Annotated in this window: 21 protein-coding genes; 14 read left to right on the plus strand and 7 right to left on the minus strand. The window is 58.8% G+C overall.

Annotation, left to right across the window (positions count from 1 at the left end; genetic code table 11):
* Positions 1-6 precede the first annotated feature (6 nt).
* From BLP96_RS02340 to argC, 4 genes are all read right to left on the minus strand, one after another.
* Positions 7-678 carry an amino acid ABC transporter permease gene (locus BLP96_RS02340; RefSeq protein WP_089682706.1) on the minus strand — a complete coding sequence of 224 codons (672 nt, stop codon included), beginning with the start codon at positions 676-678 and terminating at the stop codon, positions 7-9.
* Positions 679-790: 112 nt separating this feature from the next.
* Positions 791-1,561: a transporter substrate-binding domain-containing protein gene (locus tag BLP96_RS02345; RefSeq protein ID WP_089682708.1), complete on the minus strand. Its 771-nt coding sequence runs from the start codon at positions 1,559-1,561 to the stop codon at positions 791-793.
* A 116-nt stretch (positions 1,562-1,677) separates the two neighbouring features.
* Positions 1,678-2,031 (minus strand): iron-sulfur cluster insertion protein ErpA, encoded by a 354-nt coding sequence (gene erpA / locus BLP96_RS02350; RefSeq protein WP_089682710.1) that lies wholly within the window; start codon positions 2,029-2,031, stop codon positions 1,678-1,680.
* Between the two features lie 80 nt (positions 2,032-2,111).
* Positions 2,112-3,146, minus strand: a complete 1,035-nt coding sequence (gene argC / locus BLP96_RS02355) for an N-acetyl-gamma-glutamyl-phosphate reductase (RefSeq protein ID WP_089682712.1) — start codon at positions 3,144-3,146, stop codon at positions 2,112-2,114.
* Positions 3,147-3,279: 133 nt separating this feature from the next.
* On the opposite strand from argC, the gene BLP96_RS02360 reads away from it, so the two are divergent.
* The 8 genes from BLP96_RS02360 to BLP96_RS02395 all read left to right on the plus strand — a co-directional run bounded on the left by BLP96_RS02360 (position 3,280) and on the right by BLP96_RS02395 (position 11,467).
* Positions 3,280-5,064, plus strand: a complete 1,785-nt coding sequence (locus BLP96_RS02360; protein ID WP_089682714.1) for a chloride channel protein — start codon at positions 3,280-3,282, stop codon at positions 5,062-5,064.
* A 69-nt stretch (positions 5,065-5,133) separates the two neighbouring features.
* Complete coding sequence (gene hemJ / locus BLP96_RS02365) at positions 5,134-5,565, plus strand: protoporphyrinogen oxidase HemJ (RefSeq protein ID WP_089682716.1); 432 nt, start codon at positions 5,134-5,136, stop codon at positions 5,563-5,565.
* A 10-nt stretch (positions 5,566-5,575) separates the two neighbouring features.
* Positions 5,576-6,394, plus strand: coding sequence for a bifunctional hydroxymethylpyrimidine kinase/phosphomethylpyrimidine kinase (gene thiD / locus BLP96_RS02370; protein ID WP_089682718.1), 819 nt, complete (start codon positions 5,576-5,578; stop codon positions 6,392-6,394).
* A 227-nt stretch (positions 6,395-6,621) separates the two neighbouring features.
* Positions 6,622-7,905, plus strand: a complete 1,284-nt coding sequence (hemL, locus tag BLP96_RS02375) for a glutamate-1-semialdehyde 2,1-aminomutase (RefSeq protein WP_089682720.1) — start codon at positions 6,622-6,624, stop codon at positions 7,903-7,905.
* A gap of 495 nt (positions 7,906-8,400) precedes the next feature.
* Positions 8,401-9,603 (plus strand): hypothetical protein, encoded by a 1,203-nt coding sequence (locus BLP96_RS20050; RefSeq protein ID WP_089682722.1) that lies wholly within the window; start codon positions 8,401-8,403, stop codon positions 9,601-9,603.
* Between the two features lie 102 nt (positions 9,604-9,705).
* Entirely contained in the window at positions 9,706-10,113 is a 408-nt protein-coding gene (locus tag BLP96_RS02385; RefSeq protein WP_089682724.1) for a hypothetical protein, read from the plus strand.
* Between the two features lie 14 nt (positions 10,114-10,127).
* Positions 10,128-10,817: a C39 family peptidase gene (locus tag BLP96_RS02390; RefSeq protein ID WP_245682136.1), complete on the plus strand. Its 690-nt coding sequence runs from the start codon at positions 10,128-10,130 to the stop codon at positions 10,815-10,817.
* A gap of 26 nt (positions 10,818-10,843) precedes the next feature.
* Complete coding sequence (locus BLP96_RS02395) at positions 10,844-11,467, plus strand: hypothetical protein (protein ID WP_089682728.1); 624 nt, start codon at positions 10,844-10,846, stop codon at positions 11,465-11,467.
* 53 nt (positions 11,468-11,520) lie between these two features.
* On the opposite strand, the gene BLP96_RS02400 is transcribed toward BLP96_RS02395, so the two are convergent.
* A complete protein-coding gene (locus BLP96_RS02400; RefSeq protein ID WP_245682137.1) occupies positions 11,521-12,663 on the minus strand; it encodes a DUF3187 family protein in 1,143 nt (380 codons plus the stop codon).
* An 86-nt stretch (positions 12,664-12,749) separates the two neighbouring features.
* Positions 12,750-14,114: a sigma-54 interaction domain-containing protein gene (locus BLP96_RS02405; RefSeq protein ID WP_176761434.1), complete on the minus strand. Its 1,365-nt coding sequence runs from the start codon at positions 14,112-14,114 to the stop codon at positions 12,750-12,752.
* 656 nt (positions 14,115-14,770) lie between these two features.
* On the opposite strand from BLP96_RS02405, the gene BLP96_RS02410 reads away from it, so the two are divergent.
* From BLP96_RS02410 to BLP96_RS02435, 6 genes are all read left to right on the plus strand, one after another.
* Positions 14,771-15,172, plus strand: a complete 402-nt coding sequence (locus tag BLP96_RS02410) for a hypothetical protein (protein WP_089682734.1) — start codon at positions 14,771-14,773, stop codon at positions 15,170-15,172.
* A gap of 5 nt (positions 15,173-15,177) precedes the next feature.
* Positions 15,178-15,933: a hypothetical protein gene (locus tag BLP96_RS02415; protein ID WP_089682736.1), complete on the plus strand. Its 756-nt coding sequence runs from the start codon at positions 15,178-15,180 to the stop codon at positions 15,931-15,933.
* A gap of 60 nt (positions 15,934-15,993) precedes the next feature.
* Positions 15,994-16,899 carry a hypothetical protein gene (locus tag BLP96_RS19780; RefSeq protein ID WP_143005061.1) on the plus strand — a complete coding sequence of 302 codons (906 nt, stop codon included), beginning with the start codon at positions 15,994-15,996 and terminating at the stop codon, positions 16,897-16,899.
* 72 nt (positions 16,900-16,971) lie between these two features.
* Positions 16,972-17,685 (plus strand): C39 family peptidase, encoded by a 714-nt coding sequence (locus BLP96_RS02425; protein ID WP_089682740.1) that lies wholly within the window; start codon positions 16,972-16,974, stop codon positions 17,683-17,685.
* Between the two features lie 33 nt (positions 17,686-17,718).
* On the plus strand, positions 17,719-18,534 hold the full coding sequence (locus tag BLP96_RS02430; RefSeq protein WP_089682742.1) for a hypothetical protein: 816 nt from the start codon (positions 17,719-17,721) through the stop codon (positions 18,532-18,534).
* Between the two features lie 173 nt (positions 18,535-18,707).
* Positions 18,708-19,805 carry a transporter family protein gene (locus BLP96_RS02435; protein WP_245682138.1) on the plus strand — a complete coding sequence of 366 codons (1,098 nt, stop codon included), beginning with the start codon at positions 18,708-18,710 and terminating at the stop codon, positions 19,803-19,805.
* A 66-nt stretch (positions 19,806-19,871) separates the two neighbouring features.
* Here BLP96_RS02435 and BLP96_RS02440 read toward each other — a convergent pair whose 3' ends face one another.
* Complete coding sequence (locus BLP96_RS02440; protein WP_089682744.1) at positions 19,872-21,227, minus strand: sigma-54 dependent transcriptional regulator; 1,356 nt, start codon at positions 21,225-21,227, stop codon at positions 19,872-19,874.
* Positions 21,228-21,294: the final 67 nt, after the last annotated feature.

Consider the following 21,294-nt stretch of genomic DNA (forward strand, 5'->3'; position numbering starts at 1 on the left):
CGTTCCTTATTGTCCGACCAGGCCTTTGCGCTCCAGCTGGCGCAGCGCAAACGACAGGCTCAGGGTGATCGCCAGATAGAGCAGAGCCACCATCAGGTAGACTTCCAGGGCGGTGAAGGTGGTCGCGATGTAGACCTGACCCTGACGAACCAGCTCGCCGACCCCGATGACCGAGAACAGTGACGTGTCCTTGATGCTGATGATGCCTTGATTGCCGAGCGGTGGGATCATGCGGCGAAAGGCCTGGGGCCAGATGATGTAGCGGAAGGTCTGTCGACGCGACAGCCCCAGCGACAGGCCGGCCTCGCGCTGGCCGCGTTCGATGGACTGCACGCCGCCGCGGACGATCTCGGAGATGTAGGCGCCGGAATTGACGGCGATGGCGGCGATGCCTGCCACGAGGGCGTTGATGGGGCCGCCGAGCAATTGAGGCAGTCCATAGAAGATGAACAGGACCTGCACCAGGACCGGCGTTCCGCGGAAGACTTCGATGTAGGCGACGGCGGGCACGCGTAGCCAGACGATCGGGCTGATGCGCAGCAGGCCGAAAACGATGCCGATCAAAAAGCCGATGGCCAGGCCTCCGAAGGAGATCAGCAGCGTATAGGGGATGCCGGGCAGCAGATGGGGAATGGATGCAAAGGCGGCCTGCCAGTCGAATTGAAAGGTGGCGTCCACAGGGGGTCTCCCGTCAAGAGGCGTCGTGGAATGGCGAGTATCGGTCGTGCGGGGCTTCAACGCAGCGGGGTCGGGTCCTCGGACCCGACCCCGCGATCAGGCGGCAGTGGCCTTATTCGTCGTTGCTGCTGCTACCGAACCACTTGGCGTGGATTTCGTCGTAGGTGCCGTCTTCCTTCATCGCGGCCAGTGCCTCGTTGACGGGCTCGACCCATTCGCTGCCATCGGCCAGGGCGATGCCGTACTGCTGCCCCTCGTAGAGCGGGCCGACGACTTTCACGCGACCTTCGCCACGAGTTTGCGAGAAGTAGCCGACGTTGGGCGCGTCGTAGAAGACGGCGTCGACGCTACCGCCGAGCAGCGCCATGTACATGTCGCTGGAACCCGGATAGGGGGTGACGTCGGCGTCGTCGCCGAACTTCTCGTCGAGAAAGTCGTAGCTGGTGGAGCCGACCTTGGTTCCGATCTTCAGGCCCTCGAGATCGTCGATATCCTCGACCTCGTCGTTGTTGGCGCGGACCAGGATCTTCAGGCCGCTGTCGTAGTAGGGATCGGAGAAGTCGACGATCTCCTCGCGCTCTTCGGTGATGGTGATGCCAGCGATGGCGATGTCCACGTTGCCGGTCTGCACGGCGGGAATGATGCCGTTGAAGTCCATGGTCTCGAGGTTGTACTCGAAGCCGGCGCGTTCGGCGATTTCGGCCAGGATGTCCATGTCGAAGCCGACCATCTCGCCGGTGTCTTCATCCATCATTTCGAACGGCACGAAGCTCGGGTCGGTGACTACGTCGAGCACGTGGTCGTCGGCGCTGGCCAGGCTCGAAAAGCCCACGGCAGCGGCGATACCGGAGGCGAGGGCGGCTGATTTCAGGTGATGTTGCATGTTTTTTTCCCCGTGGAGGACATTGTTGTGAATGACGCCATAAACCATGGCGAGTTCCCGGGGAAGCGTCAAGTCGGTGGGCCGTCGGTTTGCCAGCGTGTGGCCAACGCTGACCTTCATACCATGAAGGAGGCGCCGCAGCCGCAGGTGGTGGTGGCGTTGGGGTTCTGGACCAGAAAACGAGTGCCGGCCAGGCCCTCCTCGAAGTCCACGGTGGAGCCGACCAGGTACTGATACGAGAGGGCGTCGACGACCATGGCCACGTCGCCGAATTCGATCAGAGCGTCGTCCTCGCCGACCTCTTCGGCGAAGTCGAAGCCATACTGGAAGCCCGAGCAGCCACCGCCGGTCACGTAGACGCGCAGCTTGAGCGCGGGGTTGCCCTCTTCCTCGATCAGTGTCCGCAGGCGTGCACGGGCAGTGTCGGAGAGCATCAGGGGCGTCGGTACGAATGACTCTGCGCCGCTCATGGGCGAACTCCTATGCGCCGGAATGAATGGCTAACCGTGCATTATCCGCAATCCCGAGCGGCAGGGTCAACTATCAAGGGTCAGGGCATCAGTGCCGGGGCGGCGAGACCGGCCGTTTCGTCGCAGCCGAACATCAGGTTCAGATTGTGGATCGCCTGACCCGAGGCGCCCTTGACCAGGTTGTCGATCACCGCCAGTACCACGACGGTGTCGCTGTCGCCGGGACGGTGCACGGCGATTCGGCACAGATTGGCGCCCTTGACGCTGCGCGTCTCGGGGTGGCTGCCCATCGGCATGACGTCGACGAAGGGCTCACCGGCGAAGCGCGATTCGAAGAGCGTCTGGAGATCGCCGGGTTCAGCGGTCAGCCGGCCGTAGAGGGTGGCATGGATGCCGCGGATCATCGGTGTGAGGTGGGGCACGAAGGTGAGTCCGACCGGGCCTGCCGCGGCATCGCTCAACCCCTGGCGGATCTCAGGGAGGTGGCGATGGCCAGAGGCGCCGTAGGCCTTCATCGATTCGCTCGCCTCGGCGAGCAGCGAGGGCACCTTGGCACCGCGCCCGGCGCCGGTCACTCCGGATTTGCAGTCGGCGATGACGTGGTCGGTGTCGATGAGACCGCTTTCCAGCAGCGGTAGCAGACCGAGCTGCACGGCCGTGGGATAGCAGCCGGGCACGGCGATCAGGCGTGCCTCGCGGATCTGCTCGCGATTGGTCTCTGGCAATCCGTAAACGGCCTGTTCGAGCAGCGCGGGGGCCCCGTGTGGCTGGCCGTACCAGTGCGCCCACTCTTCGGCATCGCGCAGGCGGAAATCCGCAGAGAGATCGATCACCCGGGTGCCGCGCTCGAGAAGCTCGGCGGCCAGGGCGTGGGCCACGCCATGCGGAGTGGCGAAGAAGACGGCATCGCACTTGCCCAGTCGATCCGGGTCGGGTGGGCTGAAGACCAAGTCGTCGTAGTGCCCGCGCAGGTTGGGATAGAGTTCGCTGACGCCCACGCCCGATTCGGAGCGTGAGGTGATCGCCTCGATTTCGACTTCGGGATGTTGGGCCAGCAGCCTGAGCAGCTCGACGCCGGTGTAACCGGTGCCGCCGACGATTCCCACCTTGATCACGTTGCACTCCTCGTTGGTTGGCCAGGGAGAGGACGGGAGCGACGCACTGGGATCGCCCCGTCAGATTATGATACACAAGTGACGGGGCTGCGACCCAGCCGTCCCCTGCCACGGATCGTACAGGAAACCTGCCGTGTCGCGTTTATCGCGCTTCAGTGCCAGCCAGAGTCTGGAACGCTTTCGTCGCCAGCTCGCCAACGTCGATGCCTTGCCGCAGTTGTGCGTGCTCGGTGTGGTGTCGGGCCTGGTCACCGGCGCTTTGATGGTGGTGTTTCGCAGCCTGCTGGCTCTGGGCGGCTGGCTGTTGTTTCCCGACAACGATCCGGAGGCGTTCGAAGCGCTTGCGCCGCTACTGCGTGTCGCGATGCCCTTGCTGGCCGTGTTGTTGATCGGCGCATGGATGTGGCGCATGCCGGCTTCCGGCCGGCAGATCGGCGTACTGCACGTCATCGACCGGTTGACCTATCAACAGGGGCGCTTTCCCATCCGCAACTGGTTCACCCAATGGTGGGTGGGGGTGGTGTCGGTGATCGGTGGGCTGTCGGCAGGTCGCGAAGGGCCGGCGATCCATCTCGGCGCCGCAGCGGCCAGCGGGCTCGGTCAGCGCCTGCGCCTGCCTCACAACAGCTTGCGCGTGCTGGTGGCCTGCGGCACGGCTGCAGGCATTTCGGCCTCGTTCAACACCCCCATCGCTGGGGTCATCTTCGCCATGGAAGTGGTGATGATGGAGTACACCATCGTGGGCTTCATGCCGGTGATCCTGGCTTCCAGCATGGGAGCGGTGGTGGCGCAACTGGTCTATGGTCCGGATCCGGCGATCGGGGTTCCCGACCTGCATCTTCGCTCGTTGCTCGATTTGCCGTGGATCGTGGTGAGTGCACTGGTGATCGGTCTGTTGGCCGGCCTGTTCGTGCGCGTCTCGCGATTGGGCCGGCGCTTCGAGCAGATACCCATGGCGCTGCGTTTCGCCCTGGCCGGCGTCGTCGTGGCAGCCGTTGCCGGATGGTATCCCCAGGTCCAAGGGATGGGCTACGACACCCTGCAGGCCACGCTTTCCGGTTCGGTAGCCGTCGACGTGTTACTGGCCGTGGCCATCGGCAAGCTGTTGCTCACAGCCGGTACCGTGGCATGCGGCATTCCGGTGAGCATCATCGGTCCCATTCTGGTGATCGGTGGAGCGGCCGGTGCGCTGTGTGGCCTGGCGGGTCAGGCGCTGCTGCCCATGGAGGCGTCCGACCCGGCTCTCTACGCCATGCTCGGCATGGCAGCGATGATGGGGGCGGTGCTGCAAGCACCGCTGGCTGCGCTGATGGCGCTGCTGGAGCTCACTCACAACCCTTCCATCATCATGCCGGGCATGTTGGCCGTCGTGGTGGCCGGGCTTACCGCACGGCAGCTGTGCCGTTGCGACGGCTTTTTCATCAGTGTGACGCGGCACGGCCTGCATCCGTTGCAGCAGCCGCTGATGCAGGCGCTGTCGCGCGTTTCCGTGCCTGCGGTCATGGAGCGCAATTTCGTACGAACCTCGCGCATGGTGACCTGCGATCAGGCACGCGCGCTGCTCGAACGGGGGCCGGTGTGGATACTGATCATGCGCTCTTCCGACGACAAGCCGACGCTGGCACTCAAGGCTGCCGACCTGGCACGGGCAATGATGGAAGAGTCCATGGAGGAATCCATCGAGGCCCCGGGAGCGATGATCGACCTGCTGGAGGTACCCGGGCAACGTCTGGAAATGGCTCCCATCCATCTGCAGGCCACGCTGTCAGAGGCGTTCGAGCGGCTCAATGACCAGGCAGTGGATGCGCTCTACGTCGAACATGGGCATCGACCGAGGCAGAAGCGGATTTCGGGTATCATCACGCGGGGCGCCATCGAGCGCTATTACCGGCTGAATGATGTGCAGGCCAGTGGATAGGGCGCATTTTTCTGGCCCACCAATGCATGGCGCACACGTCAATGCGCAATTTCTCGACGAGGAGCCTTCATGTACTTGTGGATCAAGGCGTTGCATCTGGCCGCGGTGGTGACCTGGTTCGCCGCGCTGTTCTACCTGCCGCGCCTCTACGTCTATCATGCCATGGCGCGTGACAAGGGAGAGACCCAGGCCATCGACTACTTCACGGTGATGGAGCGCAAACTCTATCGCGGCATCATGACGCCCTCGATGATCGCGGTGGTGGTTCTAGGCGTCGCGCTGCTGTTCCTGTCGCCGGCCTGGCTCAGCCAGGGTTGGCTGCACGTCAAGTTATTGCTGGTGGTGGCGCTGATCGGCTACCACCACCTGTGTCGGCGCTTCCTGCGCCAGTTCGCCGAAGCGCGCTGTACCCGTTCGCATGTCTTCTTCCGGGTATTCAACGAGCTGCCGGTGCTCGTCTTGCTGGCGATCCTGTTTCTTGCCGTACTCAAGCCGTTCTGAGGCGAATGACATGCCATCCTCTCGCGCGTTGCCCGTGGTACTGGTACTGGCCGGTCATGATCCTACCGGCGGAGCGGGGCTGATTGCCGATCGCGAGGCGGTGGCCGCCTGCGGCGGCTGGGCCGTGACGGTTCCTACTGCGCTGACGGTACAGAGTTGCCGTGACGTGCGCCGCGTGGTGCCGGTGGAGCCCGCCTTGATCGGCGAGATGGTGGCGGAACTGGACGAATTCGCCATCGGGGCCATCAAGGTGGGCCTACTGGCGAGCGCCGAGACGCTCGAGGCGGTAGTCGACGTGATCCAGCGTTTTCCTGACGCCCCTGTGGTGCTCGATCCCGTTCTGACGGCGGGTGGCGGGAAAACGTTATCCACAGAGAGTCTCATCGAGGCGTGCCGCGCTCGGTTGCTTCCGCATGTGGATATCTCGACGCCCAACCGGCTCGAACTGATGCACCTGTCGGCAGAGGGGAAGGATGATGCCGCGAGAGCGGCAGCGCTGATGGACATGGGGTGCCGTGCGGTGTTGGTGACCGGTACCGATGCGCCTGCCGAAGGGGTGGACCCGGACATCGTCGAGCAGGTGTTGTTCACGCCGCAAGGCGAGTGGCGCTGGCGTTGGCCGCGATTGCCCCATCGCTATCACGGATCGGGTTGCACCCTGGCAGCGGCCCTGGCAGCGCGTCTGGCGGCGGGTGATGCATTGGCACTGGCTTGTGAACGGGCGCAATCGCATGCTTGGCGTGCCCTTTCGCGGGGCTGGCAGCCGGGAGAGGCGCAGTGGCTACCTCAGCGGGCCGGGCCTGAATCCGTATTCCACCGCTTCTCTTGATCGACGGCAAGCGGGTGCGGCCTTGCCGGGCGGAGGGCTGGTCAGGCGCTGCCAGGATGACCAGAATGGCCGGAGCCGTCGTTGAAGAGCGGTAGGGCATGCCCTCGAGCGTATGATTCACGGCCTTTTCACGACGGATTCAGAAGTTATCCAATAAATTATCCACAGCTCGACGGTTTCGAGCACACCGCTATCGATTTCCAACCAGTGACTGCAGTGAGGCTTCCATGACCACATCCGCACAGCTCTTCGAACAGGCCTGCCGGCACATTCCCGGTGGCGTCAATTCGCCGGTTCGTGCCTTCAAGGGGCTGCATCGACCGCCGCTCTTCATGGAGCGTGCCCAGGGGGCCTATTTGTACGACGTGGAAGGCAAGCGATACGTCGACTACGTGGGATCCTGGGGGCCGATGATCACCGGCCATGCCGATCCCGACGTGCTTGGCGCGGTGCGTGAGCGTCTCGACAACGGCCTCTCCTTCGGCACGCCCACGGCGATCGAGACCCGCATGGCGGATCTCATCTGCGAGATGATTCCCACCATCGAGATGGTACGCATGGTCAATTCCGGCACCGAAGCGACGATGTCGGCCATCCGCCTGGCCCGTGGCTACACCGGACGTGACAAGATCGTCAAGTTCGAGGGCAACTACCATGGCCACACCGATTCGCTGCTGGTCAAGGCGGGCTCCGGGGCGCTCACCCACGGCGAGCCGAGTTCACCGGGCATTCCGGCCTCACTGGCCGAGCACACGATCACTCTCTCCTACAACGATGCCGATGCGGTGGAGGCCTGCTTCGAGGAGATCGGCAGCGAGATCGCCTGCATCATCGTCGAGCCGGTGGCGGGCAACATGAACTGCATCCCCCCGGTGCCCGGCTTTCTCGAGACCCTGCGGCGGGTGTGCAACGAACACGGTAGCGTGCTGATCTTCGATGAGGTGATGACCGGCTTCCGCGTCGCCCTGGGCGGGGCTCAGGCGCACTACGGGGTGCTTCCCGACCTGACCTGCCTGGGCAAGATCGTCGGTGGCGGCATGCCGGTGGGAGCCTTCGGTGGCAGGCGCGAAATCATGGAATACATCTCGCCGCTGGGGCCCGTCTACCAGGCCGGCACCCTCTCCGGCAATCCGCTGGCCATGGCGGCGGGCATCGCTCTGCTGACCAAGCTGCGCGAACCCGGCTTCCACGATGCCCTGGCCCAGCGCGTCGAAACCCTGTGCCAAGGTTTGCAGGAGCGTGCCGATGCCGCCGGGGTGGCCATGATCACTCAACGCGCAGGCGGCATGTTCGGGCTTTTCTTCACCGGGCAGAGCCGCGTGGACAACTTTGCCCAGGCCACCGCCTGCGACGCCGATGTCTTCCGCCGGTTCTTTTCGGCGATGCTCGACGAAGGCGTCTATCTGGCACCCTCGGCTTTCGAAGCGGGCTTCATGTCCAGCGCCCACATGCCGGAAGACATCCAGAAGACGCTGGATGCCTCGGAGAAGGCGTTCGCCGTCCTAGCCTGAATGGCACTGCTTGGCATGAAGTCGGACGACCGCATCTTCCCTTTGTAACGGAGCGATGCGGTCGTTTCACGACGATACCCCTACCTGTTTCAAATCCGGAACCTGGGAACGTCTCGCTAACCGCTTGTCTCTTCTCCCACTCTCGGAAAAATCGATTAACCGGCTAATGGAAGTGTTAACTTCCTGAAAGGTGGCTGGCCGCAATCACTGCGATTGCGGCCGGTTCAGTCGTTGCCTCTAACCTGGCTGCGCTTGGCAACCCTATGATTTTCATTGTCTGCCCTCCGTTTCCGAATGGGTGGCATGTATCGTGCTTTGTGTAAATGGACGGTAAGCCAGAGTAACTGAAGTGCACGGCAGCGCCGCTCGACTCCTCCATCATCCCATCGACGGGAACGATGAAGCGGCGGTTGTCGATGTCTTCAGGCCGGGTCGAGTCCGCTCTGACTGGCGTCTACGGAAAACGATTCATGCATGAAGAAACGGAGAAAGACCATGAACAAGTACGTCCTAGCGGGTACGTCCGTCCTGGCATTGGTGATGGCCATTTCCACGGCCCATGCCAACCCCATCAATAAGTTCAACTTCGGCGACGATCAGAAGAACTCGGTCTACTCCGAAGCCGTGGCCGTGGGCGGCAAGAGCGGCAGCGCCGACGGCGGCAACGGCGGTTGGGGAGGCCATGGCACCAGTGCGGCTTCCAACGAGACCGAGAACGAAGTCGACGACTTCAAGGACAGCAGTGACGAGAACTCGCTGACCGCGAATGGTGCGGCTAGCAGCGGTACCGGCACCGGTGGAGCGGGAGGAGCCGGTGGCATGGGCGGCACCAGCGGCCGTGGCGGCGATGCCAGCGCCTGGAGCGAGTCCTTCAACAGCGTGACGGAAGTCATCGCCTATCAAGACCTCAAGTCCAAGGTTTCCGGAGCGAAGATCTACATCAAGGCCGGTGACGGCGATGATGGGGCGATGGGTGGACATGGGGGAGATGCCAATGCGGTTCCCATCTCTCTGGGCGTCGGTGGCAACGGTGGTAAAGGCGACGGTGGTGAAGGCGGCAAGGGCTATGCCAAGGCCGGCGACGGTGACGATGGTGGTGATGGCGTCGGCAAGGGCATGGGCTTCGGCCACAGCGTAGGGGCAGGCGACGGCGGCGATGCCGATTCCGAGAACGATGATGGCTATGCCGGCAGCTACGCCGACAGTGGCAAGGCTTACGCCAAGGCCGACGACTTCAAGAACGACGACGACAACACCAACACCAATGCCGCCAGCAGCGGAGCTGCTACCAGCGGCGCCGCCACCTCCAACCAGACTTCGTCCGGTGGTACGGGCGGCGCAGGCTCCGGCACGGCGACTTCCACGGGTACGGGGACCGGTACGGGCACCGGCGGCGCAGGCGGCGACGGCGGTGCAGCCACGGCAGCGGGTGGCAATGGCGGCGCCGGTAACGGCGGCGGCGGTGGCGGCGGTACGGCCACCAATGGCGACACCCTCGCTCAGGCCGGCAATGGTGGCAACGGTGGCAATGGCGGTGCCGGAGGGAATGCCACCCTGGCCACTGGAGCGGCCACCATGGCAGCCGGTGCCGGTACCTTCGGCGGGATTGCCAACATGAACCTGTCCACCGGTATCTACAACTCCCAGCTGGCAGCGACCAACGTGGCCGCGCACAGCAACGTGAATATCGGTAACTGATCGACGGTCGAGGTGACGAGTCGGGGGCGGGTCGGCGTAGATCGCCGGCTCGCCTTCGGCCGATACCGAGTCGTCGTCACTTCACTCTGGGGAGTCGATGTCATGAACCGTGCACTGAAGATGGGTTGGATGCGGTATCCGGCAGTGGCCATTGGATTGGTGTGTTTCCTGGGCGCATCGGGCATCAGCCTGGCCGATGAGAGAGTGCCTGAGAGCGTCGGCGAGGGATTTGCAGCGCTTCAGGAAGTGGGAGGCGGCGAATTGGAACGATTGCGCGGTCGTGAAGGTTTCAGGGATCTCGTGTCGGTACAAAGCGTTCAGAACATGGAAGCGGCTGTCAGCGATGCCTCGTTTACCGCAGGAACCATCGTTACCGGTGGCATTCGTGTCGAAGCGGGAGCGATGGAACGCTTCTCGGGCATTGGCCAGTTCAACATGCTGACGGGCAATGGAAACGCCGTGAATACCGGCGTCACCATCAGCATCTACGCACCGGTGCAGAATCCCTGATTGGGAGAATGGCCATGAAAAAGACTGCGTTGGTCGTGGCTGCGTGGTCACTGGTTGCCCTACCTGCCGTGGCCGGCCCCGTGACGGTGGCCGGCGGTTTTGGTTCCTTCGTCGTCCAGGCACGCAGTCTCAACGAAATGCGTTGGGACCAGGTGGTGCCGCAGCAGTACGACTACAGTTGCGGCGCCGCGGCCGTGGCGACGCTGCTGACCTACCATTACGGGCGCGAAACGACCGAAGCCGAAGTCTTCGAGTACATGATTTCCGTGGGTGATCGAGAACAGATCGAAACCCAAGGATTCTCGATGCTAGACATGAAGAACTATCTCGACAGTCAGGGTCTCGATTCCGATGGATTCAAGGTCGACCTGGACGACTATCTCGACATTGGTGCACCCTCCATTACCTTGATCGATACCGGAGGTTACAAGCATTTCGTCGTCATCAAGGGAATGGATGAAGGACGCGTTCTTATCGGTGATCCAGCCGTAGGGAGTGTGGTCGTTCCCAAGGAGCATTTCGAAACCCTCTGGCAGGGAACGGTGCTTGGAGCCAGGGCAGACATGGCCATTGCCAAGCAGAACTTCAACCATGAGCGAGACTGGGCCATTCGGCCGAGCGCTCCGATCGACAAAGGACGTCGTCGGGCCGATATCGGTACGGCAATGTTGCTGATGCCGGGGCCCAATGAACTGGGTAAGTGAAATGGCGAACTGCCAGGAGGAGTGTGATGAATGGTTATCGGCGTTTGCTAGGAACCATGCTGCTGCTGACCATGGCATCGGGAATGGCCGCAGGGGTTCAGGCGGCGAGTTTCTTCGATGAGCTGGAGGGTCATCCATATCGGGACCCAGGCGATACCAATGGATTTGCAAGCCCCGTTCTGGAAGTCATCGATACCACCGAGATGGCAGAATTGAGAGGCGGCTTCTCGATCAATGGTCTGGATCTCGCCTTCGGTGCCAGAGTGAGGTCCATGATCGATGACGTGATGCAGCAGACCATGGTCGAGTTTCGCAATACGGGGCCACATGTCATCTCCCAGACACTGACCGACCCAACTGGCAATGCTCATAATGTCAATCCTTCGTCCAACAATGTGGCGAATGTGAGTCCCGTTGGTATCTCATTACCGGGGATGAGCAATTTCTCCGGTATGGCACTGAACGATGCGAAAGGTTTCACGGCAGTGCTACACCAGATTACCAACCAGGCCATCATCGGCAGTGTCGTGAGCAATGCCAGCGATAGGCAGATCAGCAACCAGATCGATGTCGACGTTTCCGTCAACAACATGGAAGCGCTGCGTAGCCTGAGTGCACATACGCGCATTCTCAATTCGCTGCTGCGCTGATTGTGAGGCGAAGGGCAAGCGCCCCGCATGGGTAGTCCATGCGGGGCGTCTTTTCAGTAGGCGTCGAGGCCGAAGGGCACTCTCAGCGTCAGTACGGTATCCGGCGCATCGTCCGAAACCCCAAGTTCGAGACCCAGGTTGATGGAGGTCATGGGGCTGAGCTGGTAGGACCATCCCAGCAGCAGAGAAGCAATGTTCAATGAGCGAGAGCTCTGCGTCGTCGAATTGCCATTGTTACCGATGAATTCGGTCTTGGTATCATCTATGAAATCGTTCTTGAAACCCAGCGTGAACGAAGAGCGCTCGTTGATGGCATAAGCCATTCCAAAACTCAGGCGGATGGCATCGCCTGGGTCGACTTTTCCGATGCGAATGTCATCGGTGATTCGTTTGTCGACGTCGTCCTCGATATTGTAGAGGTAGCCAAGGTTGGCGAAGTAGACGGCAGGATCCGACGGGAAGAGCATGGTGATGCTGGGTTCGATGGAGTGGAAACCGGAGCCGGTGGCCAGTTCGCGCTCGATGCCATCGGAGTCGCGGCGAATATCGAAGGGTCCCTCCCCGGTCGTCGATTTGTAGCGCAGGTTGCCCACGAAATAGGGCCAGCCGTTCCGGCCGCTATTCAGCTGATAGTGCATTGCGGCTTCGATATCACCGAGTCCATCGCCACTGATGTCGCGGGAAATATCGAATTCCTGCTGCCCTTCCGTGGTCGCGACCGTAGCGAACAGCGAATCGTCACGATAGACGTAAGGCACCTTCAGCTCCAGCTCCAGTCGGTCGGTGACGCCGAGGCGTCCGGTCATGGCAGCCGTCCAGGTATCGCGGTCGGCGTCTTCGGCTTCGAACACGCCGATCAGCAAGGTGCTGAGTATCTCCACGCCCCGAAACGTCAGCCGATTCACACTGGCGTGGGAGTACTGCAGCGAAGGTTCCAGTACCAGCTGTCCGCGAGGCGTCAGTACACCGCCGATATCGGGAATGGCCTGGACTTCGGGCTGCGTCTCCTGTCGCACAGGAGCCTGGCCGACAGGCGAGTCGGTATCGGGAACGTTCGACGTATCGCTGGTCGCTTGAGCGAGAAGGCTAGAGGATAGCGATAGGCACAGGGTGCCGGTAGCCAAGATGCAGAGTGACTTTATCGGTTTCATGACCTTGATCCCTTGGTATCGTCTTTGAAATACGTTTCGTTGCATTGACTCGTGCTTTCATCGTCATGGTTTTCTCTCGTCTTTCTCTCCTATTCCATCCTCGATTTCGAGTGTCTGAGTTCCTGTGGATCTCATCTGCGATGCCAGTGAGAAATGTCACGATCGATGCCGTGTTTTTCCATGAGTCGATAGAGTGTGACGCGGGATACGCCCAACTCCTTGGCAGCGGAAGAAATATTGTTATTGCAACGAACCAGGGCGGATCGAATGGTCCGTTTTTCAGCCTGTTCTCGTACTTTATCGATATGGATGGTCAATGGCGCTTCAGACAATAGAGGCAAAGCGAGATCGTCGGGTTCGATCCAGCCAGTGCGACACATGATCATGGCGCGACGGAGCCGGTTGGAAAGCTCCCTGATGTTGCCCGGCCAGTGATACTGTTTCATGAGATTCATGGCTGCTTCGCTCACACCTTGGAAATTAACGGGCCGGTCATCGCTATGCGCCATGAGAATCGAATCGACCAGATTTTCGATGTCTTCGAGACGATCTCGGAGAGGTGGAACGCATAGACTCAATACATTGATCCTGTAGTACAAATCCTCACGAAATTCGCCATTGGAAATGGCTTCTTCCATATCGACATGAGTGGCCGATACGATGCGGACATCGACATCGATATCCTCATGACTGCCCAGGCGTTGGATACGATGGTTTTCAAGGAACCTCAGCAGGCATACCTGCATGTCGAATGGAAGGTCACCGATCTCGTCCAGGAAAAGCGTTCCACCCGATGCCGATTCGATATGTCCGATGTGGCGTTGGTGCGCATCCGTAAAGGCGCCTCGTTCATAGCCAAAAAAAGCGGATTGCATCAGTTCGCGGGGAATGGCACCACAGTTGACGGTGATGAAGGGTCCATTGCTCCGGCGAGAATAGTGATGGATGGCTCTTGCAACGAGCTCCTTCCCCGCCCCCGTTTCACCATGGATGAGAACGGGAGCATCCACCCTGGCGGTTTTCTGAATGGCAATGATGAGAGTATTGACCCGAGGGTTTTCACTCTCGAGTTTTCGCCCGTTGACGATAATGGATTGATCATAGTGATCCTTTCCGTTGAAACGTCGCATCCAGAGTAGTGTTTCGATGACCGAAGTGAGATCCCGCGGTGATGTGGGGATCGATAAAAACGTAAAGAAATGGTCGTGAATGAGTTTTTTCTTGATTGGGTCGCCATTTTCTTTTTCATCGACTATCGCTACCAAGTGGGTATCTTGTAGGGATTCGAGAATTCGATGGAAAATAGTGTTGCTGTTATCGAAAAGTTTTAGTTCGAATAGTGCAATGGAAAATGGGTGTTGTTGAGTCAGGTTGAGGGCCGATTTCATGTCATCGGTCGTCATCAAGTATTTCTGGTAGCTGGACAAGTTTTCACTGATTTCCATTCTCACACTATCGGAACGGTATACCAGCAACAGATTAGGTATCACGTCCATCGGCTGGCTCCCGGTCCAACGGAAAGGCATGACTCGAATATCGATTGATATTGCCTTTCCGGTTGACGCCATTTGGAGAAGCGTATCGGTATTTCCCTGGTGACCTATAAGGTAGGGCCTGGTCAGAGGGTTTGTAAAGTTATGTTTTTTAGGGAAATAGTATGGCGAAAGCTCGTAATACGGTGCCATAGGATTGGCTAATTACCGAGGTGGAAAACCCATTAAATCTTATATTACTCATGTGCATTACATTGTGTTCAACCGAGTGGTTTCGTTCTGTCTGGGAAATTTACGCTCCCGTTCCAAGGTGATGAAGGGAATGGGTCGATCGCACTTCTTTCAGCGACCGTGTTGGAAGTCACGGCTTATGAAGATCCTTTTTGGACATAAGAAACAATGAGTTGCAAGTACGGATAAGAAATTTTGCGTGGCGATGTTTCATCAGCTTTGCAGTGACTGCATTCCGAGCTCCCGGCGCTTCGGTGTGGGCTCCGTAGTGGGGGACGAAGCGGATTGAGGGGCACGAAATCGAATTCACGTTACATGAAGCTAACACTTGTCTCGTTTTCATTTTTCAGGAAAAAGATTATAAATCATATAGTTACATAGTTGGCACGGCTATTGCTATTTACATATTGAAACAATTTGGAGCCTCGATGATGCCATCCAGATCGCGGGTCACTGACAGGGGACAGAACGGCGCTCAGCGCCTGAAGGGGTTGCTGCCTTCCTGTCGATGGCTCACGGCCATGGCCCTCGGTGTCGGGCTTGCAAGTCTTGCTTCCGTTGCCCTGGCACAGGGCTCTGATGCCGTAGAAAGCGGCATGGTGGCAACCCGGGCATTCGAAGGAAAGGCGCTTTCGAAGGAACGACTGGATGAGGTTCGGGGGCGGTATGCGAAGGGCTCGACCACTGCCATCGACGAAGGGCTTGGCGTCATCTTGTGGGATGAAAGCCGTTCGATCGGCAAGGGCAGGGGAGGCGGTGGAAACCGCCATCAGGCCAAGGGAAACGACAACCACCAGAGCCAGACGGTGACGACGAGCAGTCACAGGTGAATCCAATGACGATCGCACAGCGCATGACAGCCAGGCAGTGGCAACGACGAGCCCCCAAGGGGTGGCAGGAAGGAGTTGCCCTCGAGTGCTCGGCGGCAGGCCATTGGCACCGCGGCATGGTGAGTGCCCTGGTGGCTGCGGGGCTGTCGGCAATCGTCTTGTCCGGTTTCACGGAGGAAGCCTGGGGCCAGGAGGAGTTCGTGGATGACGGATACTACCGCGTCTTCACCACCTATCGAGCTGCTTCCGTCATCGACGGACATTCCCTGAGAGGCGTGCAGGGGGCCATCAACGTCAACATGGCTGCAGGCAGCAGCAATTTGCAGAGCAACTCCGGTGTCATCGCCATGGGCGAGCAGGCACTTGCCAACAACATCGTGGTGCAGGTGGTTACATCGAACAATCGTCTCGCGCCGGAGCAGGCGACCGCCGTGATCAAGGATCAGGCGTTGAGCCAATCGGTTGGCTGGATTTCCGTCAACCAGGCCGCGGGGCAGGAAAATGTGCAGAGCAACACCTTGAGTGTGGCTCTGGGCATCAGGGGCAGTTCTCTGAATAGCGAGTCGCTGAGTCAGGTTCAGTCCCGTACGCAGGAGTCGACCGAGGAGTCGGATGACGGAACGTCGTCACGGCGAGTCGCCATCGAGGATTCGGCCTTTGCCGGGTCGCGCGGCGTCATCCAGGTGAATCAGTCGGCGGGAAAGGGCAACGCTACCGGGAACCATGTCGGTGTCCGCATGACATCCGGTGCACGTAGATAGCGGTAGTCGTGCCTCACAACATCAAGAGCAGAACTCTCAGGTTCATTCAGGAGAAAGATCATGAAAACGTTCGCAAAAGCCCCACTCGCTCTGGCCATTACCGCCCTGCTCGCTGCGCCCTATGCGCTGGCTGGAGACAATGATTTCGACACCGATGCCAAAATGGATGTTGATGTCGAAAACGATATCGAAGTCGAAATCGGCCATGAAATTGAAAATGATATCTGGGTTGAGCTCGACCTGAAGGCCGATGTCGTAGACCCGAATCATTTTTCGATTGCGACCATCGATCGTAAGCAGTTCACTAACGAAAATAGTGTATACGATGATGAGACGGATAACGACTCCACGGCAACTGGCTCAGGGAATCGTGCTTCAGGCAACATGGGTGTCAACGTTGCTAGTGGCGGCCTGAATAGTCAAGCCAATGATGCGGCCATTTCGAAAGGCAGCGACAACGGTTCCACGACTACCACGACTACCACGACTGAATACGATTATTATCCAACGTCGTATCATGGTGGTGTATGGAAGCCAACAGAGGAGACGACTGTAGAAACCGATGAAGCCATGGTTTTTGCCAAGGCAGCGACTTTCTCGATCCAGTCGAGCTCCAATGGCATTTACAACAACGATGCCACCAACAACAATGCTGGTACAACTGACTCATTTAACCGTGCTTCCGGTAATTTGGGTGTAAATATGGCTGCAGGGTTCGGCAACGCTCAGCACAACGGCATGGCACTGTCTGTGGGCAATAATAGCTCCGCGGAAGCTACCGTGGCTGGAGTTCAGGCAGTTTACAATAACGAGCTTGATAACGAAGTGAGTTGTGGCTGTGGCAACACCAACAACTCTTACCTCACCAATAGCTTCAACCGAGCTAGCGGTAACGTTGGGGTCAACATTGCCTCTGGCAATGCCAACATGCAGAGCAATACGCTCTCCATCGCTCGCGCCAAGTGAGCCGATGCCCAGGCCGTTCCCGGTCCGCCTTAGGCGGACCGGGCTTTCACACTTCGGCAGGGAGGAGCAACGATGCAGAGTTTTCGACTAGCCACGTTATTTCTGACTGTTCCGGTTTTTTTCCTGTCGGGCTTTATCAGTGAAAACGTAGAGGCTGCGTCCATTAGGATGGGAAATGTCGTTCCCGGAACCAATGTCACCAAGCAAGTCCAGTCAATGAAAGAGCTGAAATTCGAGAACCTAGTTGCCCAGGAGACCGATTTCTCCTGTGGTGCCGCTTCGCTGGCAACCATTCTCAAGTACGCCTATGGCCGCTCGGATGTCACCGAAGAAACGGTGCTCCAAGGTATGTTCGAAATTTCCGATGCCGAGCAAGCGAAGAAGATGGGTTTTTCGCTGCTTGACCTCAACAATTATGTGGAAACCGTTGGGTTGCGTGGGCGTGGCTACAAGATCGATGAGCCTGCTCTGGATACCGTTTCGATTCCCGTCATCGTGCTGCTGGATCTTGATGGATACCAGCACTTCGTGGTGATGAAGAAAGTGGTGGGGGATCGAGTTTATATCGGCGACCCTGCCTTGGGCAACAAGGTCATGGATCGTTCCGAATTCGTCGAGGCCTGGAACAACGTGATATTTGCCGTCGTAGGAGAAAACTTCGACACCCACACGGTGCTGCTCGATCCGGATCAACCATTGACGGCTCGCCGCTTGGCCGATGTCTTCTCTCCCGTACCCAAACAACAGCTGTTGGACTTCGGGTTTCGCCATGCCGAAGTGTTCTGACCACTTGTAATGAAAGCACATGAGGGTGGAACCATGAATGGCTTTGAAAGCAGGAAGCGATGGTACGGCGCAGTAAGCGTTACGTTGATCGGCGCCTCGCTGGTGCTGTCAGCCCCGTTGTCGGCTCGAGCGGCTACGGTAGCTACCGATTTCAGCGAACCCGCCTTTCAGAATGGCCAACAGCTTTCCGATTATGAGCTGGCGCAGCTGCGCGGCAAGGCCGTTAATGGCCGTCAGGTCCTGTTCTTCGGCGTCGAAATGTCGATGAACTGGAAGTCACCGGCGGGTGAGGAAATCCACGCGCGGGCGGATCTTGGTATCGATATGGCGAATGGCCAGCCGTCGCCGACGTTTACGAGTCACATCACCGCGACCACGCCTGAACAGTATGCCGCCTATCGGCAGGCGATGTCTGATGCTGGACAGGTGGTCGATACGGGTTCTTCCAATGCCAAGGGTGTCGTTCAACTGGTCCAGGCTGGTGGCGACTTCAATAGTGCCAACAACCGGTTCTGGATCGATGTTGGCCAGGATGTCGGCCGCGGTAGCGTACTTACGGGAAACAATGAGCAAAGTCTCGAAACGCCAGCCGGTGCGCATGTGGCGATTACCAAGCAAGCCGGAAGCCTAGGGATGACGCTTGACGTTCCTGGAGCTGGGCGCGCCAGTCAGAAAATTCTTTCGCGCCGGGGACTGCATCAGTCCATTCAGCTCTCCAGCAGCCATCAGACGATCAACAACATGACGCGGCTGCGAATTCAACTGGGTGAGGCTTCCACCGCGAAGATAGGCCAGGATATGAAACGCATGCTTCAATCCGTGCGCGGACTGGATCGTTTACGTCAGTAGTTTGAGCGAGTTTCATTATCGGGCCGATCGTGATCGGCCTTTTTTGTTAAGCCGTGTTGCCAACGCTAAGGCCTGCTAATCTAGCTAGGCGTAGCCCAAGATTTGGCCTTTTCGTCCGTTGGAGGGAAGGGCGATATGCTCGTAGAGAGCCCATACTTTCAGGGGAGTCCAAGATGCCGGACAACAAGCTGAAAAACCAGGTACACGCTTCCACCTTTCCTATCGCCTCGTGGCTGATCGTGTCTGCCACCATGGGCATTCCCACGGTCGTTTTGGCACAATCGAATGACGACGGCGTCGTTCGTGAAGCGCAGCCCAGCCAGAGCGTTCGCGACGTACTTCGCGAGGAACATGCGCTGTTCTCCGACCGCCTGACCATCGAGCCGGGCATCAGCTACTCCTATTCGGATCGCAGCGAGCTGGCGTTGAACGGGTTTCTGGCCCTAGATGCCATTTTCCTGGGCAATATCAGCGTCGATACCGTGGAGAGTCATACCACGACGTTCGATCTGAGTACACGTTATGGTGTCACCGATCGTCTGGAATTGGAGTTGGTGATCCCATATGTCTATCGTAGCAGCCGCTATGAAACGATGGGCGATGAGGGAGGGCCAGGGTTAATAGAAGATACCGTCAGCCAAGGTGACCTGGGCGATATCAGCGCGGGCCTCTACTATCGTCTGCTTCCCGAGACGGAGAGTCGGCCGGATATCGTCTGGAGCTTTTCCGTGCGAGCCCCGACCGGTAAGCATCCTTATGATATTAGAACGACCACCATAGATGACGAAGAAGGAGGGGTGGAAAATCTTACCGTCCCCAATGATCTTCCTACGGGCAATGGCGTTTGGGGCGTCAGTACGGGGCTTTCTCTTCTGAAGACCGTGGATCCGGCCATCATCTTCGCCAACCTCGGCTATACGTATAATATCGAGGAGAGTTTCGATGATATTAGCTCAGGCGATGATCAGGTTCCGGGAAAAGTGGATCTCGGCGATAGCGTGCGTTTCGGCTTCGGTACGGCTTTCGCCTTGAACGAACGCTTCAGCCTTTCCATGTCCTTTACCTATCAGCATGCTTTCGAGACCCAGATTACCCAGGATGGCGGATCTGCGGAAGATATCATTGGGAGTAGTGCGAATTCCGCCTCAGTCAACTTCGGTGCCACCTACGGCTTGACGGACTCCACGTCGATCGTCACCAGCGTGGGCGTCGGGCTGACCGACGATGCTCCCGATTTCACCCTCGACTTCAGGATGCCCTTCCAGATCTGATATCGCACCTGTCGCTGCCCCGCCATGTCCAATCAGGACATGGCGGGGCAATCAGTTGGCGACCTTCTAAACGACGGCCACTTCGCGATGGATATGATGCTTTTCCATCAGACGATAGAGCGTGACTCGCGACACGCCCAGATCGCGGGCGGCGTTCTGGATCTTGTAGCGGTTCCGGCCCAGGGCGGAGACCAGCGCCTCGTACTCGGCATGGTCACGGGCCTGCTCGAGCGTCATGATGCAGCGTGACGACTGGCGCCGCTCCAGGCCGAGATCCTCGGGCTTGATCAAGCGCGTTTCGCACATCACCAGTGCCCGGCGCACACGGTTGATCAGTTCCCGGATATTGCCCGGCCAGCTGTGGCACTGCATCAGCCGCAAGGCTTCCTGACTGAACCCCTTGACCTGGCAGGCTTTTTCATTGGCGAATTTGTCGAAGAAGAACCTGGCCAGCACTTCGATGTCCTCCTGCCGCTCACGGAGAGGTGGCAGGAATATCTGCAGAACGTTGAGGCGATGATAGAGGTCTTCGCGAAAGCGGCCTTCCTTTACGGCCTTTTCCAGATCGACATGGGTGGCCGCCAGGATTCTCACGTCGACGACGATTTCCTTGGTGCTGCCGATACGTTGTATCTGGTGATCTTCCAGGAAGCGCAGCAGGTTGACTTGCATCTCCAATGGCAGGTCACCGATCTCGTCCAGGAATAGGGTCCCTCCCTGAGCGGCTTCGACCTTGCCGATCTTGCGTTGGCTGGCTCCCGTAAAGGCGCCTTTCTCGTGTCCGAACAGCTCCGACTGTATCAGGTTGCTGGGCAGCGCCCCGCAATTGACGGCAATGAAGGGACCGTCTCGGCGCTGCGAGCGTTCATGAATGGCGTGAGCAGCGAGCTCCTTGCCGGTGCCAGATTCACCGCTGATGAAGACGGGGGCATCGACGGCAGCGACGCGACGAATCGTGTCGAAGAGCTGTTTCATGCTCGCTGTCGTTCCGACCATTTCGTAGTCGTCGATGAGCGTTGCGTCATTCTTTTTCTGCAGCTCGTGAAGTCTGCGCATGGCGCAAGCATGACGAAGAATGCATTCGACCTGCTCGTCGCTGCCTGGCAGGACATGGTAAGCGTAGCAATGCTTTCGCAGTAGCTGCAGGATGGACGCATTGTCGAGCAGATTGGGGTGGATGAGTGCCATCCAGCTGAGTGAAGACTCTTCCAGGCACTTTTCGATATCTGGTACGTTTATATCTTGCCCATCGTCGATCAATATCAGTCCGGTTTCATGACTCTTCTCTTTCAATATGTCGATAGCGTCTTTCAGGCTTTTTGCATGGTCGACGATCCAGCCATTTCCTCTCAAATAGGATGGGAGACTTGGTGAAAGTTCGTTGGTTTCCCCTGCGATCAGTAATGTGCCGTTTCCATCCATTGGCCGTTTCTCTTTGCAAATGAGAGCTCGGGTATCCATATTGCGATACTCAGTGAAAGGGTAATGA

Origin of the sequence: Billgrantia gudaonensis (assembly GCF_900100195.1) — a bacterium.
Taxonomy (GTDB): Bacteria; Pseudomonadota; Gammaproteobacteria; order Pseudomonadales; family Halomonadaceae; genus Halomonas; species Halomonas gudaonensis.